Origin of the sequence: Fibrobacter sp. UWH6 (assembly GCF_900142465.1) — a bacterium.
Lineage (GTDB): Bacteria > Fibrobacterota > Fibrobacteria > Fibrobacterales > Fibrobacteraceae > Fibrobacter.
This window is the reverse complement of sequence record NZ_FRAX01000002.1, coordinates 287,695-301,809: the sequence shown is the minus strand read 5'-3', so window position 1 is coordinate 301,809 and position 14,115 is coordinate 287,695. Positions and strand designations below refer to the sequence as shown.

General features: G+C 51.8%; 15 protein-coding genes. 7 read left to right on the top strand and 8 right to left on the bottom strand.

Annotation, left to right across the window (positions count from 1 at the left end):
- Positions 1-7: 7 nt before the first annotated feature.
- Both BUB73_RS03150 and BUB73_RS17535 read right to left on the bottom strand, forming a co-directional pair.
- A complete protein-coding gene (locus BUB73_RS03150; RefSeq protein WP_073283504.1) occupies positions 8-1,405 on the bottom strand; it encodes a sugar porter family MFS transporter in 1,398 nt (465 codons plus the stop codon).
- A 135-nt stretch (positions 1,406-1,540) separates the two neighbouring features.
- Positions 1,541-3,148 (bottom strand): AraC family transcriptional regulator, encoded by a 1,608-nt coding sequence (locus tag BUB73_RS17535; protein WP_083539621.1) that lies wholly within the window; start codon positions 3,146-3,148, stop codon positions 1,541-1,543.
- 51 nt (positions 3,149-3,199) lie between these two features.
- Between BUB73_RS17535 and BUB73_RS03140 the strand changes: the two genes are divergently transcribed.
- The gene (locus BUB73_RS03140; protein WP_073283499.1) at positions 3,200-3,892 is read left to right on the top strand and encodes an AzlC family ABC transporter permease; all 693 of its coding nucleotides are present in this window, start codon (positions 3,200-3,202) and stop codon (positions 3,890-3,892) included.
- A complete protein-coding gene (locus BUB73_RS03135; protein ID WP_073157775.1) occupies positions 3,889-4,227 on the top strand; it encodes a branched-chain amino acid transporter permease in 339 nt (112 codons plus the stop codon). Before BUB73_RS03140 ends, BUB73_RS03135 begins: the two co-directional genes overlap by 4 nt.
- Here BUB73_RS03135 and BUB73_RS03130 read toward each other — a convergent pair.
- The 4 genes from BUB73_RS03130 to BUB73_RS03115 all read right to left on the bottom strand — a co-directional run bounded on the left by BUB73_RS03130 (position 4,208) and on the right by BUB73_RS03115 (position 6,707).
- On the bottom strand, positions 4,208-4,831 hold the full coding sequence (locus BUB73_RS03130; protein WP_073283496.1) for a flavodoxin family protein: 624 nt from the start codon (positions 4,829-4,831) through the stop codon (positions 4,208-4,210). The genes BUB73_RS03135 and BUB73_RS03130 overlap by 20 nt on opposite strands.
- A gap of 182 nt (positions 4,832-5,013) precedes the next feature.
- Positions 5,014-5,787, bottom strand: coding sequence for an SDR family oxidoreductase (locus tag BUB73_RS03125; protein WP_073157769.1), 774 nt, complete (start codon positions 5,785-5,787; stop codon positions 5,014-5,016).
- Between the two features lie 134 nt (positions 5,788-5,921).
- Positions 5,922-6,152 carry a DUF167 domain-containing protein gene (locus tag BUB73_RS03120; RefSeq protein WP_073157767.1) on the bottom strand — a complete coding sequence of 77 codons (231 nt, stop codon included), beginning with the start codon at positions 6,150-6,152 and terminating at the stop codon, positions 5,922-5,924.
- Positions 6,153-6,167: 15 nt separating this feature from the next.
- Positions 6,168-6,707 carry a DivIVA domain-containing protein gene (locus tag BUB73_RS03115; RefSeq protein WP_083538306.1) on the bottom strand — a complete coding sequence of 180 codons (540 nt, stop codon included), beginning with the start codon at positions 6,705-6,707 and terminating at the stop codon, positions 6,168-6,170.
- 191 nt (positions 6,708-6,898) lie between these two features.
- Here BUB73_RS03115 and BUB73_RS03110 point away from each other — a divergent pair, with 191 nt between their 5' ends.
- From BUB73_RS03110 to yidC, 5 genes are all read left to right on the top strand, one after another.
- Positions 6,899-7,981 carry a GGDEF domain-containing protein gene (locus BUB73_RS03110; RefSeq protein ID WP_073157764.1) on the top strand — a complete coding sequence of 361 codons (1,083 nt, stop codon included), beginning with the start codon at positions 6,899-6,901 and terminating at the stop codon, positions 7,979-7,981.
- 117 nt (positions 7,982-8,098) lie between these two features.
- The gene (gene rpmH, locus BUB73_RS03105; RefSeq protein WP_073157761.1) at positions 8,099-8,254 is read left to right on the top strand and encodes a 50S ribosomal protein L34; all 156 of its coding nucleotides are present in this window, start codon (positions 8,099-8,101) and stop codon (positions 8,252-8,254) included.
- Between the two features lie 15 nt (positions 8,255-8,269).
- Positions 8,270-8,635 (top strand): ribonuclease P protein component, encoded by a 366-nt coding sequence (locus BUB73_RS03100; RefSeq protein ID WP_249506433.1) that lies wholly within the window; start codon positions 8,270-8,272, stop codon positions 8,633-8,635.
- A complete protein-coding gene (gene yidD / locus BUB73_RS03095; RefSeq protein WP_073238032.1) occupies positions 8,628-8,876 on the top strand; it encodes a membrane protein insertion efficiency factor YidD in 249 nt (82 codons plus the stop codon). Before BUB73_RS03100 ends, yidD begins: the two co-directional genes overlap by 8 nt.
- A complete protein-coding gene (gene yidC / locus BUB73_RS03090) occupies positions 8,873-10,711 on the top strand; it encodes a membrane protein insertase YidC (protein WP_073238029.1) in 1,839 nt (612 codons plus the stop codon). The genes yidD and yidC overlap by 4 nt, the downstream gene beginning before the upstream one ends.
- Positions 10,712-10,805: 94 nt before the next feature.
- Here the strand turns inward: yidC and BUB73_RS03085 are convergent, their stop codons facing one another.
- Positions 10,806-11,738 (bottom strand): rhamnan synthesis F family protein, encoded by a 933-nt coding sequence (locus BUB73_RS03085; RefSeq protein WP_073283493.1) that lies wholly within the window; start codon positions 11,736-11,738, stop codon positions 10,806-10,808.
- A 2-nt stretch (positions 11,739-11,740) separates the two neighbouring features.
- A complete protein-coding gene (locus BUB73_RS03080; protein ID WP_083539620.1) occupies positions 11,741-14,113 on the bottom strand; it encodes a ribonuclease R family protein in 2,373 nt (790 codons plus the stop codon).
- Positions 14,114-14,115 lie beyond the last annotated feature (2 nt).

Genomic DNA, 14,115 nt, shown 5'->3' with positions numbered 1-14,115 from the left:
TTTCTGATTACATGCTTTCCAAGGTCTTGCCCTTGGTTTCAGTAATGAACTTTGCGACAAAGAAGATGCTGATGGTGGCGAAGAGAGTGTAGAGCACATAGGTGGGGCCAACGCCAATTCCATTCTTGCCGGTGAGAACCGGGAAGGACCAGCTGACCACAAAGTTTGCGCCCCACTGAGCCAAGCCGCACACGGAGATTGCCACGGCACGGATGCGGTTGTTGAACATTTCGCCAAGCATCACCCACATGACCGGGCCCCAAGTGGCAGCGAAGAAGGTCACATAGAGGTTTGCTGCGATGAGGGCGATAACGCCGCTTGCACCGACCAGGCTGCCGCTAGCGTCTGCACCGCAGATGAAGCAGAGGGCGAGAGTGCCGAGAGTAACAGCCATGCCGATAGAACCGATGAGGAGGAGCGGCTTACGGCCAATCTTGTCAATCAGGAGGATTGCTGCAATAGTCATGGTCAGGTTGATGCCGCTGGAAACAAGGCTGGTGAGGAAGGCGTCGCTTTCACCGAAACCAACGCTCTGCCAAAGCATAGTGCCGTAGTAGAAGATGACGTTAATACCGACCAACTGCTGGAGCACTGCAAGACCGAGACCTGCCCAAACGATGGGAGCGATGCGCTTCTTGCCGCCAATCTTTTCGAAAAGGTCGCTGAGCTTTGCAGGCTTTTCGTTCTTGAAAGTTTCGTGAATCTGGTTGATTTCTGCATCCACGCCTTCAGAGTCAATCTTGGCCAGAACTTCCTTGGCTTCGTCCAGACGACCCTTGCTTACCAGGTAGCGGGGAGATTCCGGAAGACGGAGGGCTGCGAGACCATAAAGAGCTGCAGGAATAACTTCCACCCAGAACATGATCTGCCAAGCCTTACAGCCGCCGATAAAGTCAGCACATGCAGAACCAGCCTTCACCACGATAAGATAGTTGGAAAGCAGAGCCACAAAGATACCGATCACGATAGCGAACTGCTGCATGGATCCCAGACGACCGCGAAGATGTGCGGGAGCAGTTTCTGCAATGTAGATGGGAGCGATGATACTTGCAACGCCGATGCCCACACCGCCAATCACACGCCACATAATAAAGTCAGGAATTCCAAAAGGAACGCCAGAACCGATGGCACTGACCAGGAAGAGGGCGGCAGCAGCCAGCATGCAACGGACACGGCCAAAGGAATCAGCCAGGCGACCTGCAAAATAGGCACCCACTGCGGCACCGATCAAAGCCAGGGACACAGCCCAAGCCAACTGGACGTCGGTAGCATTAAAGTGTGCCTTGAGGGCCCCGTTTGCACCGTTAATCACGGAGGAGTCGAAGCCAAAGAGGAAGCCGCCAATTGCAGCGGACAGGGTAACCAGCACAACGTGCTTGAGATTGGATGTCTTTCTGTTTTCCATGGTGAACCTCACTTGTTTTCCCTTAAACTATCCCGAGGCAAGGGGTCACGTTATCAATTATGTTTCAAAGGCACGGACTTTTGTTTCCTTGAAACATTTTTCGGCCTTTTTGTAACATTTTTTGCTGTTTATGCACTAGGAACGGGGATTTTTACCGAAAAATTCCTTGTAGCACTTGGTAAAATAGGAGGGAGCGGAGAACCCGACGCGGTAAGCCACCTCGGAAATACTGAGGCTCGAATCCTGCAAAAGCTCACTGGCCCGTTGCAGACGACGCTCGCGGATAATCTCCACAGGGGACTTCTGGGCCAGACTTTTCACCTTGCGGTACAGCTGCACGCGAGAAACGCACATTTCCTGGCTAATATCCTCTACGGAAAGAGTGGGGCTGTCCAGCTTTTCATCCACACAGGACAGGAATTTCTCCATAAATTCGTTCTTTTGAGGGATTTCTGCGGACTTTTCCGGTTCAGCCGGCTGATTTTCAGTCAAAGTTTGGGTCGTAGCGTCCAAAAGTTGGTCTCTTTGTTCCTCAAGTTGGTCCCTTTGCAGTTCCACACGGGCCTTTTCAGCATCAAGTTCCTCATTTTTGCGGATCAGTTCGTCATTTTTCTGACGAAGTTCCTCATTCAGGCAGTCTTTTACACGATTTGCATGAATAATCAGGATCAAGAAAACGAAAACAACGCCAGTGAAAAGGCACATGGCAATGCTAAGCATGGCTCGAGTTTCCGATTCATCCTTGATTTTACCAACCAGATTGTGCATCTTGGCGATATAGCCCGCCCTTTTTTGGACTTCGCGGTATTGAAGCAGCAAAACATTGGCATTTTCCTTGGTAACAATGCTGGTTTCCAGCACATTGTTCTTTTCATAAGGCTCCCCACGAAGAATCTTCAGGGCAAGGTCAATCAGCTCATCACCACAGGTGGGGTAAATGCCAGAAGCAGTCAGCAGACCATCACGGACATTTTCCATACCGCCATCGGAAATAGGCAGGGCATCCACACCCAGATACAGAATTTCTTTTTTCAGACCGTCCGACTGCTCGCGGGACGAAAGCACCTTGCGAGCCCCCAGGGCCATACGGTCGTTATCTCCAAAAACCAGGTCGATGGGGCCATCATAATACTTGAGGATTTCCTCCATGGCCTTGGCACCGGATTCTTCCTTCCAGTCGCCCTCGGCGTAACCCACAATTTTCAGATCCGGATATTTTTTGATGGCATCCGCAAAACCCTGATGGCGTTCCTTAGCCGGCGAGGATCCCTTGAGGCCACCGATTTCGGCAATGTTTCCCTTACCCTTCAGCTGAGCCGCCGCAAACTCCCCCATCATGTTTCCGATGGCGTAATTGTCTGCGCCCATGAACGCCGCGAATTCCACGTCATTCATCTTGCGGTCATAAAGGATCACAGGCACCTTCATGTCCTGGGCCCGCTTCATGCTTCCAGAAAGGCCCTTCACCTGATTAGGCGAAACAATCAGGATATCCAATCCTGTATCCAAAAGAGAATCAATCTGACGGCTCTGCTGTACATCATCATCGTTGGCAAAGGCCATACGGATTTCCACATCCTCATTAAAATAGGATGCTAGCACCAGCTCATCTTTTAGCTGGTAACGCCAATCCGTTAGCGAACACTGAGAAATTCCAATCACATACTTGTGTTCGTGACTGCCACAGCCCATAAGGGTCGCGCACACAAACGTAACAAATAACGCCCCAAACATTTTCATCATGTTTCCAATATACAATAAATTTTCGGTTCTGTTTTCTATATTCCCACTACAATGCAGCCGACTCAATCCTCATTCAAGAATTCTCTGAAGATCGCCTTCAAGCGTTCTTTGCCAGTACTTACAGGGTACTGGTTTCTGGGCATTACTTATGGGGTGTTGGCGGAGTCCATGGGCTTCAGCTATCTTTACCCGCTGAGCATGGCGCTGTTCATTTTTAGCGGGTCTGCGGAGTTTCTTGGCCTGGGAATGCTTGCCGCAAATTTCAATCCGCTGGCCGCTGCAAGTATGGCTCTGGTGGTGGGCGCCCGTCATCTGTTTTACGGAATTTCCATGCTGGACCGTTATCGCGGTATGGGGTGGCGAAAGCCCTTCCTGATTTTCTGGCTTACGGATGAAACCTTCGCCATCAACTATAACGCCAAGGAATCAACGCCTACGGAAATGCTGTTGGTGAGCCTCCTGGATTACCTTTACTGGATATCCGGCGGCTTTATGGGCTACATGTTCGGTTCCCTTCTGAAGGTGGATATTCACGGTCTGGAATTTGTGGTGACCGCCATGTTTGTGGCCATCTTCATGGATCAGTTCCTGAAAGAAAAGGAGCATCGTCCGGCGTGGATTGGAATCGGTTGCACGGCGGCGGCGCTGTTCGTTTTTGGAAGTCAGTACTTTGTGATTCCTGCCATGATTGGTATTCTTTTGCTGTTGACCACTTTCCGTAAAAAGTTAGAGGTAAACCTTTGACATCCCAACAACAAATATTGACCATTGCCATTCTGGCCTTGATGACGGTGTTGACGCGAGCCTTGCCTTTCATCATCTTTTCGGAAGGGAAGTCCCGGAAAAAAGAAACGCCCAAGTATATTCAGTACCTGGGCAAGGCTTTACCGCTAGCTGTTTTTGGAATGCTGGTGGTGTACTGCCTTAAGGATGTTCAGTGGCTTCAGGGGGTGCACGGCATTCCCGAGGTAGTGGGCATTTTGACTACCGCGGCAGTTCATGTGTGGCGTCGTCAGCTGTTCCTCTCCATGGCTGTAGGAACCGCGATCTACATGATTCTTATTCGCGTTCTGCAGTAGCCTTCATCTTCTTTGCGAAATCGGCCATACGCTGCAGGTCGTTTTCGTTAGGTCGTGTTGCTGCATCGGCCCAGCGTTTCTTGCAGGCTTCAAGGTCTTCGCCCCTGTGGCCGGGAACGCTTCCTTCGAGGCGTCGCTTGATTAGTGCCGGGTTGACGGCTCCCTGGCAGCTGAAGGTCCCGAGGATCCTGTTGCCTGGTCCCAGCATGGAACCTGCCCGGGCAAAGGCCGTGATGGTGTGTTCCGTTCCGTCGTAGGCACCGTGGGTCTGGAACAGGGCGACCTTCTTGCCGGAAATTCTAGAAAGTAAAATGGAGGACTTACGGTCGGGAGCGCCCTTGCGGAGCCAGTAACCTACCATGACTCCATCGTAGCCGGAAAGTTTTTCTTCCAGCTTTCTGTCGAGAGTTTCCGATGAAATGGCGAGACTGTTTCTGCAGACGTCGATGGAGACAGATTCCTCATCGTCTTCTTCGCGAATATCTGCGGGTCCAATAATTTCCTGAACGTTCAATAAATCGGCACCCATTTCACGGGCGGCCACTTCAGCCAGTTTGCGGGTGTTCCCCGTAACGCTGGAATAAACAACAATCCATTTCGCCATGTCCCTAATCTAATACCAAAAGCGCGGGACAAAAATCATTTTTTTCTTATTGTTGAACATAAAAACGCCCGCGTTTCCGCGAGCGTTTTTAGCTTAAAGCTTAAAGTTTAAAGGTTAAAGTTTAAAGGAAAGCGGATTTTTTTCTGAATTTCTTTCCGCTTTACTCTATCCGCTTTCACCTACTACATGCAGGTGTAGCCACCGTCAACCGGAACCATGATGCCGGTAACGTAGCTGGAAGCCTTGGATGCAAGGAAGATTGCGGCGGTATCCAGTTCGCCTTCGTTTCCATAGCGTTCTGCCGGGATCATAGTCTTGGCATTTGCCTGGAAGAAGTCGGAATCCAGGGTTTCCTTGGTGAGCGGGGTGTAGAAGTAACCCGGGCAGATGGCGTTAACGTTGATGCCCTTGCTGGACCATTCAGCGGCCAGGGCGCGGGTCAGGTTAACAACTGCGCCCTTTGCGGCGTGGTACGGTGCAGAACCGCAGATCTTGTTACCAACAAGGCCGTACATAGAGGCGATGTTGATGATACGGCCATACTTTGCCGGGAGCATTGCCTTCTTGGCGACGGCGCGAGCCATCTTGAAGGTGCCGCCCAGGTCCACGTTCATTTCGTGGTTCAGCTGGTCGTCGGTAATGTCTTCTGCCGGAGCGACAGCGCCGGTACCGGCGTTGTTGATCAGGATGTCGATGCGGCCAAGCTTTGCGAGGATTTCGTCAACGGCTGCTTCGACCTTGGCTGTGTCGGTAATGTCGCACTGGACTGCGATAGCTTCGACGCCGTAGGTTTCAGAAATTTCCTTGGCGACAGCTTCGATCATTTCCTTGCGGCGGGCGATTGCAACAATCTTTGCGCCCTGATTTGCAAGTGCCTTGGCCATCTGAACGCCAAGACCAGTGGAACAACCAGTAACAACTGCGACCTGACCGGTCAAATCGAAATAATTCTTCATCTTTATTCCTTGTGTGATGAGTTTTTTTTAATGCGAAAATAAAATACACTTTAAAACCTTTAAAGTGCTACAAATTGGAGCAATTTTTCAAAAAAATTACGGAAATTCGTTGAAAATCACAAAAAAAGACCCGATTACGGGTCTATTCCGTCGATCTCGACGACTTTCTTGTTGTTCGTTGAGCCTAAAACCACCCGAACATCCCGCTTGTGAACCTTAAAATGGTCCGCCAGCAGCTCGCAGATGGCTTCGTTGGCGGCACCCTCTACCGGCGGGGCCTTGACTTCCACCTTAAAGCTGCCGTCGGGCTGGGGCGTTACCGATTCCCGCTTGCTGCGGGCGTGAACCTTGATATTGATTCTCATGGGGTTCCTGCGGGCCTAGGCCAGGACGTTTCCCATGGTGGGAACATTGACCTTGGCAGGAGCCACGCGCTTGGGTTCCCGTTCCAGGGCTTCCATTTCGCGCTGGTCGTTTTCCATGGCGGTCAGCAGGTCCTGCTGGCCCTTGATCAGGGCGCGGCAGCGGATGAAGTAGTTGGTGCGCAGCTGTTTCAGCTGTTCGATTTCGGCGCGGAGGTCTTCGGCTTCACGCTTGGTACTTTCCACTTCGCGGACGGCGCGGGCCTTGGCTTCGGCGATAATAATTTCGGCTTCCTTTTCGGCGGTAGACTTTACTTCGTCTACAGTCTTCTGCATGGTCACTACGGCGTCCTGGATTGTCTTTTCAATCTGGCGGTAATAGTTGACGCGCTCTTCGGCCACCTTCAGACGTTCAGTCAGGTCGGTTCGCTCCCTGGACATCTGTTCAAAGGCGTTGGCTGCCGTTTCCAGGAATGCCTTGACTTCTTCGGGGTCGATGCCGCCAAAGCTCTTCTTGTGGAAAGTCTGATTTCGGATATCTAGAGGTGTCAGTTCCATAATTAACCTTGTAAAGTTGGAAGTCCTTTTTAAGACGTGTAGAAATATAATAATAAGAATTCCCAATTTAGTCCGTCTAACTTTATAAAGTGGGTTAGAGGTGCCGAAAATTGAAAAAAATTCAATTAAAAATGTGGACTTTTTTTGTTTTCTGCAGAATTCGTTTTATATTTTGGTGCAGGATAGGATTGATGAGAATAATAAAGAATTTCTGGAAACAGCAGAACACCCTGGAAAGGAAACTTTTCTGGTCGATTCTTGTTGTGGTGACCCTGGCTTCTACGGGTTCGGCTATCTTTACGGTAGCTGAAGGGATGAGCGCCATAGCTGCGGCCTGTGGCTTCGGCTGTGTACTTGTCTGCTTGATGGTGGCTGCCGTTGCAGTAAAAACTTCCCTGTATAACCAGTGTTATCTGGTGATGTGCTGCCTGCTCACCTGCTTTTTGATGCCGTTGCTGTTCTTGTTCTGCGGCGGTATTACCAGCGGAATGCCTCTTTACTATGTGACGGCCATTGCCTTGATCGCCTATGCGGCGCGGGGGACGGCCAAGATCGTGGCTTTTTCTGTGTCGGTCCTGGTGAACGCCATTGTGTTTTTGGCGTCCTGGGTCTACCCGAACCTGGTGGTGGCGGAATTGGATCGGGATGGCGCCTACCTGGATATTCTGGTAACGAGCCTCTTCACTTCGTTGACCCTTTTTGCTGTGGGGGCGTTCTCTTTGAGGGCTTATGCCGAAGAACGCAAGAAGTGTGAAGTTTTGCTGTATAAATTGGATTATTTATCGCAGCGAGACCCGCTAACCGAGATTTATAACCGCAGGCACTTGATTTCCCACTTGCAGGATGTGGTCTGGCGCCGTCGAAATGAATTTTACCTGCTGATGCTGGACCTGGATGACTTTAAGCGGATAAACGACCGTCTTGGACATCCGTTCGGGGATCAGATTATCAATGCCGTGGCTCGAATTCTGGCAAATCATCAGGACGAAGGTTGCGGGGAGTGTGTTGCCCGTTACGGCGGCGTTAATTTTGTGTATGCCATGAACGCTTCGTCCGAAGGCGAGGCTTTTGCCAGGGCGGAAGCTATCCGCAAGGAAGTTCGCCAGCTCCAGTTTGAAGATTTTCCAGACGTTTCCGTGACTATAAGCGGTGGTTTTGTGCCTTGTTCTGGGCGGTCTTTCTCTGATATTCGGCAGGTTTTGAGCCACGTGGATGAACTTCTGGTGTTTGCGAAAACCCATGGAAAAAATCAAATTCGCAATGGGGCTGATTAAGAAATTCGTGGAAAAGGTGTTGATAACCCCGATTTCTTAGACTACCCCCCTTGATTTATCCTTGAACTTTACTAAATTTGCATTTCAAAAATTTGACTTTTAATAAAGGTTACTACAATGAAAAGAACTTTCCAGCCTCACAATCGTAAGCGTGTCAACAAGCATGGTTTCATGACCCGTATGGAAGACCGTTGGGGTCGTGCTGTTTTGAGCCGTCGCCGCGCCAAGGGCCGCAAGCGTCTGACCATCAGCGACACTATCTACAAGAAGTAATTTGGGAATTGGCTCGTGGCCAGTCTACGTTCTTATAGGCTGCCCAACCAGCCCGCTTACCGGCAAGTAGCCGTCCAAGGGAAGTATGTCCGCGGTTCATCGTTCTCGATGAGGTGGATTGATAGTCCGGACGGTTTTTGTCGTTTCTGCTTTTTGGCAAAAAAGAAAAACGGTAATGCCGTTTATCGCAATAGGTGCCGCAGACTTCTGCGCCCGTTGTTCTATGGGATGGTTCCCCAGATCACCAAGCCTGTTTGGGCTATGATCATCGTAAACGATAAGGCCGAAGAAGTTACTTCGGAACGTTTCCGCGAAACCGCCGAGAAAATCTTCAAAAAGATGGAATGGAGCCATGCAGACTCCGACGTCAAGAATGGATAAGATACGGGATGTTGCCCGGAGCGTGATGATTGCTCCCATACGTCTGTACCAAATTATCCATCCTTTTTTCTTTAGTGGCATCTGCAGGTTTCAGCCGACCTGTTCTCAGTATGCAATTGAGGCTATCCGCGTCCACGGAGTCTTCAAAGGTTTCTATCTTGCGGTTTTTAGAATTTTAAGGTGCAATCCATTTTGCAAGGGCGGCTACGATCCCGTACCCCCTAAAAAGGAAAGAAGATGAACAAGAATACCCTAGTCGGAACTATTCTTATTGTAGCCATCATGATCTGGTGGTTCAGTACCAATGCCGCTAATAACGAGGCCTCCATGGCTGCCAGGGCCGCCCAGAAGGCTGCTGCAGATTCTGTTGCTGCCCTCCAGGCCGAACAGTCTGCCTCTAATGGTAGCCTGGTTCTCCCGGTAACGGGAAATACGGAACTGAAGGCCGCTCCGGTTCTGGGTGGTGCTCCTGCGGTTGCCGCAGCGGATTCTTCTGCCAAGGATTCTGCAGCTGTTGATTCTTCCGCTGCACCTGCCAAGGTGATTGAAGCCCGTTCCGTCGTGGTGGAAACCGAAAAGTTCATCATGACCCTCACCAACAAGGGTGCAAAGATCCAGAGTGTGATCGTGAAGGCCCTGCCGGATTCCGCAGGCAAGTTCCCCGAACTGATTCAGGATACCACCCTCGGTGCCCTGGACCTGAAGATTGACGGTGCTGACCTGAGCGAAGTGCTGTTTGATGCTGGTGAAGTTCCCGCTAAGATTGATGTGGCTTCCGATACTACAGTGCAGTTTGTTTTCAAGGACGCCAATGGTAACCAGGTTATCCGTAGCTATGGCTTTACCAAGGATGGTGCTGCTGTTCGCCAGTCCAACAAGGTGGTGGGTTTCCGCGCTAACGGTTATGAACTGTCCTGGAAGGGCGGCATGAAGGAAACCGAAGACATTCCTCAGGGTAAGAGCTTCGGTGGCGCCTCCTACTTCTTCAGCGAAGTCGTCTACAATAATACCAGCAATGTGGAACGCGAAATGGTCCGCGAAGAAACTTCCTTCAACGATGGCCGTCTTTCCTGGGCTGGCCTTCGTCGCAAGTATGTCGCCATGACCATGCAGTTTGACACTCCGGTTCCTGCGACCCTCAAGGCAAAGCCCATGAAGGTGATGGAAAACGACAAGGATCCCGGTACCTACAAGCTGACTGTTTCTGATGAATTCCATGGCGACGAACTGGCTTACAACTTCATGGTTCTCCCGCTGCAGTGGAACGAAATTGAATCCCTGAACCAGGACTACGAAAAGATCATCGTCAGTGGCTGGACCTGGTGCGGAGCAAACGTTTGGTTCGTATGGATCTGCAAGATGTTGCTGAAGCTCCTGAACCTGTTCTACAGCATGTTGCCCAACTACGGTATCGCCATCATTCTGGTGACCTTCATTGTCCGCGGTATTACCACTCCGTTTACTGTCAAGCAGATGAAGTCTACCAGCGCCATGAGCAAGCTGAAACCCCAGCTGGATGAAATCAACGTGAAGTACCGTAGCGATCCTCAGAAGAAGCAGGCCGCTATTATGGAACTTTACCAGAAGAATGGCGTGAACCCGCTGGCTAGCTGCACTGGTGGCTGCCTCCCCATGCTGTTCCAGATGCCGGTGTTCATGGGCTTGTTCTTCGTGCTTGGCCGTGCTGTGGAACTCCGCGGTATGCCGGCTTTCCTCTGGATTACCGACTTGAGCCGTAGCGATGTTATTTTCGATGGCTTCAGCATTCCGTTCCTCATGCCTGCCGGTCTCGCTGTTCTCCCCTGGATCATGGTGGTTACCACCTATTTCCAGACCAAGGTGACCATGGGTAGCAACTCCGCGATGGATCCTGCCCAGGCTAAGATGATGGCTTGGATGATGCCCGCCATGATGTTCCTGTTCAGTGCCGTGATGCCTTCTGGCCTTGTGCTCTACTGGATTGTTTCTAACATCTGGTCCATTGTCCAGTACAAGATCATCAAGCGCGATCAGAATGGCTCCGATTCCAAGACTATTAAGGGCAAGAAGGTCCAGGACGCTGAAATCGTCAAGTAGTCTGCTGGCTTTCTAGACTGTAGTCTTATAGAATTGAAAAACTCCCGAGGTCTGAACTCGGGAGTTTTTTTATAGTATGAATTTTTCCGTTTGACTACTCGTATTCTGCGCCGTCTAATTTGCGGCCGAGAATCTTGTATTTCATCTTGATTGCCTTCCGCAAAATGGGCCAGCCGATTTTATGGAATCCCTTTTCCAGCAGGGTGTCTCGGGTCTGGGTGATGATGTTCCCTGCGGGCTTGGGGAGCCATTCTTCCTTGAAATCGTTTGCGAGACCTGCTTCCTTGATAAGGGCTGCGTAGTCTGCCGAGAGGGCGTCGTAGGCCTTGTTTCGGATAAAGTGCATTCTTTCCTTGGCGTCGAATCGGTGCTGCAGGAGTTTGCGCTTTACAAAACCGCAACCTTGTGCGATCAGTTCCGGATAGGCGAACATGACAGGTCGTTCTGTGTTGAAAAGACTTTCCGTTTGAACTTCCGCTTCTAGGAATGCGCTGGAAAGCCCGATTTCAAGACGATGGACCACATCGTAGAAAGTTTCCTGTTCGGGAGTTTCCATGAGGTGCATATAGAAGGCCCCAAGTGCTTCCTGTTTTAGATAAAGGAAGAAAGACTGCAGGTGGGGAGTGACTTCGTTGTTCATGGTAAGAGAAACCGCGTCGGCAGTGCTGGTTTCGGCCCGCTTGATAAAATCGGCGAAACGGTTCTGGTAGTAGACGATAGAATCGTTTACCAGCAGGATTCGTTCGATACTGGCCAATGGGGCAAACTTGCCTTTGCCTTGTGCCAGATCCTTGAGAAAACGGTGCCACATGCCGAAGTCGAAGCCGTGGTTTTCTGTAAGGTAAAGCCTGATCCCGTTTTCTTCGAGGAACGTGTTTGTTTCTGCAGAAAGCGGACGGTTATTTGTCAGAAGGACCACGGTAAAGTCGGTTTCTGCCAAGTGCTTTAACGCAAAGCGGACGTAGCCGGGGAGGTCTTCCCCGACTTGGTACGAAGCGTATAGGACTAGCTTGGAACTTGTAGGCATGATTACCTGCGGCGGGTGCGGACCTTGCCTTTACGGGGCTTTTCGCTGCGGCTTCTGGGTGTAGCGCGAGTTTCCTTGGCGGCTGAACTGTGTCCGCGGTCGGCTCTGCCTCGGGCGGCACGTCCGGTGCGTTCGAAGCTGGGTGCGTCCATGTCGGAACCACGGCGGCCACGACGTCCTCGTCCGCGCATGCCTGCGGAAAGGAATGCCGGCATGCCGTCATCGCGATCGTCATCGTCGGGCTGACTCAGGTAGCCCATGGCTTCTGCGGCTTCGGCTCGGTCCATGCGTTCGTTGTAGTTGCGAGCGTCTTCTTCCACGTCGCGGCGGGTGCGGCGCTGCTTCTTGGGCTCGGGAGAGAGTTTTTCGATAATGGAGAAGTCCACCTGGCCGCGTAGCGGGTCCACGCGGAGCAATTGAGCCATCACCTTGTCGCCACGGCGGAAGGTGCGGCCACTGCGCTTGCCGAATGCAAGACCCTGGTCCGGATTGTATACGTAGAAGTCATCGCCGGCGATGTCGCGGTAGCGGCACAGACCTTCGGCGATGGGATCGTTAATGGAAAGGTAGATGCCCCATTCCTCGATGCCGTTGACGGTGGCCTCGAAGTTGTCGCCGATGCGGTCCTTCAGGAGCCAGGTAGAGCAGACCTTGATGGCCTGGCGTTCCACCTTCATGTTCTTGATTTCGTTGGCGGAAATCAAGTCGCATACGTCAATGACGCTTTCCTTGCGCTCTGCGGAAATTTCCTTGCCCTTGCGAGCCAGTTCGCGATGGCACCAGAGGTCGGCGTAACGGCGGATGGGGGAGGTAAAGTGAGAGTAGTCCTGCCAATTCAGGGCGAAGTGGCCGAAACTGTTGCTGTCGTAATGAGCCTTCTGCATACTACGCAGAATACGGTTCATCAAGGTCTCGTCGTCACCAGCCTTCTGCACCAGGTGTTCATAGAGCTTGAACGCGGTGGGATTCAGGTTGGTGTCGCCGCTGCGGGGTTTGCCTAGATCGCGAAGCATCACCGGAGCGCCCTGGAACAGGTTGGGGTACATATAGTACAGTTCCATGATGTCCTTGGTGTCGGGGGCTTCGTGAATACGGTAGATGCCCTGCAGACCGCGCTTCTTCAGTTCCTTGGCGCAGCAGTTGTTGGCAATCAACATACATTCTTCAACCCAGGAGTTGGAGATGTCTGTGGTGCGGGGGTAAATGTCAGTGGGTTCGCCGGCTTCGTTGAAGTGGCAGCCCAGTTCGGTACTCTTGAATTCCAGCAGGCCTTCCTTGGTACGGTTGGCTTTCAGCTTGGCGGTAACTTCGGCCAGGTCCTGCATATCCTTGTCACCTTCTTCCCACAGCTTCTTTGCTTGCTGGTAGGTGAGGGAGCGGGTAATGCGGACGATACTGCGGTGGAAATCCCAGCTGAGAACATTGGCGTTCTTGTCCAGCATGATCATGCAGGTGTGGGCGCAACGGTCCACATCTTCGTGGAGGGAGCAGATGTCGCTGGAAAGTTCGTCGGGAATCATGGGGACTGCGGTCCAGGGCAGGTACTGGGTGTAGCTGCGTTCCATGGCTTCCTGGTCCAGGGCGCTGCCCTCGGGAACATAGTAGCTTACGTCAGCGATATGGACTCCCAGCTTGTAGCCGCCATCTTCTGTACGTTCGATAGAAATGGCGTCGTCATGGTCCATGGCGCCTTCGGGGTCGATACAGAGGATGGTGGTCTTGCGGTAATCCACGCGACCCTTGAAATCTTTTGCGGTAGGAGCCTTGATGGTCTTGATGTAATCCTGGATTTCCTTGCTGAAGCCCTTGGGAAGGTTAGACTCTTCCATGAACTTCTGGGTAATCTCGGACCAGGAAACGTTCAAGATTTCGGCGGAATGGTCCACCTTGGCTAAATAGCTGTGCTTCAGACGGGGGTGGGGGTACAGGGTAAAGCTGATGACTTCCCCTTCCTTACCCGGAGCCTGACGGCGGTGGCATATTTCGAACTGCTGTTCTGAATCCAGTTCGGTGACGATCCAGGATTCTTCGCCAGTCTGGTGCAGTACGCCTCGGCGGACGCGGGTGCTCTTATCGTCGGTGGTCTGGCGGCGGCTACGGGCTCCCGGACGGCGGTTGTCGCCATCGCTTGCTTCTGCCAGCTTTTTCAGGCGTTTTTCACGCTTTTCTTCCAAAGGTTCGCCGTCACCAATCTGGTATTCCTTGTGATTGGTACGCTTCAAGACGCCCTGGCTGACCAAATCGGCCAGAAGCTGCTTGAATTCCATTTTCTGTTTCTTGGGAAGGCCGAGGGAGGCGCGGAGTCTGCTCCCAACCATGGGTTCTTCTCGGAGAACGGCGACAATCTGCTCGACTGTCGGTAATTGCTGTGCCATGT

What these genes read in the sequence shown, in the direction of transcription:
- yidD (WP_073238032.1), top strand. Translation starts at nt 8,628, where the DNA reads ATGGATAAGATACGGGATGTTGCCCGGAGCGTGATGATTGCTCCCATA.
- BUB73_RS03130 (WP_073283496.1), bottom strand. Translation starts at nt 4,831, where the DNA reads ATGGCGAAATGGATTGTTGTTTATTCCAGCGTTACGGGGAACACCCGC.
- BUB73_RS03080 (WP_083539620.1), bottom strand. Translation starts at nt 14,113, where the DNA reads ATGGCACAGCAATTACCGACAGTCGAGCAGATTGTCGCCGTTCTCCGA.
- BUB73_RS17535 (WP_083539621.1), bottom strand. Translation starts at nt 3,148, where the DNA reads ATGATGAAAATGTTTGGGGCGTTATTTGTTACGTTTGTGTGCGCGACC.
- BUB73_RS03115 (WP_083538306.1), bottom strand. Translation starts at nt 6,707, where the DNA reads ATGGAACTGACACCTCTAGATATCCGAAATCAGACTTTCCACAAGAAG.
- BUB73_RS03150 (WP_073283504.1), bottom strand. Translation starts at nt 1,405, where the DNA reads ATGGAAAACAGAAAGACATCCAATCTCAAGCACGTTGTGCTGGTTACC.
- BUB73_RS03125 (WP_073157769.1), bottom strand. Translation starts at nt 5,787, where the DNA reads ATGAAGAATTATTTCGATTTGACCGGTCAGGTCGCAGTTGTTACTGGT.
- BUB73_RS03120 (WP_073157767.1), bottom strand. Translation starts at nt 6,152, where the DNA reads ATGAGAATCAATATCAAGGTTCACGCCCGCAGCAAGCGGGAATCGGTA.
- BUB73_RS03110 (WP_073157764.1), top strand. Translation starts at nt 6,899, where the DNA reads ATGAGAATAATAAAGAATTTCTGGAAACAGCAGAACACCCTGGAAAGG.
- BUB73_RS03140 (WP_073283499.1), top strand. Translation starts at nt 3,200, where the DNA reads ATGCAGCCGACTCAATCCTCATTCAAGAATTCTCTGAAGATCGCCTTC.
- BUB73_RS03085 (WP_073283493.1), bottom strand. Translation starts at nt 11,738, where the DNA reads ATGCCTACAAGTTCCAAGCTAGTCCTATACGCTTCGTACCAAGTCGGG.
- yidC (WP_073238029.1), top strand. Translation starts at nt 8,873, where the DNA reads ATGAACAAGAATACCCTAGTCGGAACTATTCTTATTGTAGCCATCATG.
- rpmH (WP_073157761.1), top strand. Translation starts at nt 8,099, where the DNA reads ATGAAAAGAACTTTCCAGCCTCACAATCGTAAGCGTGTCAACAAGCAT.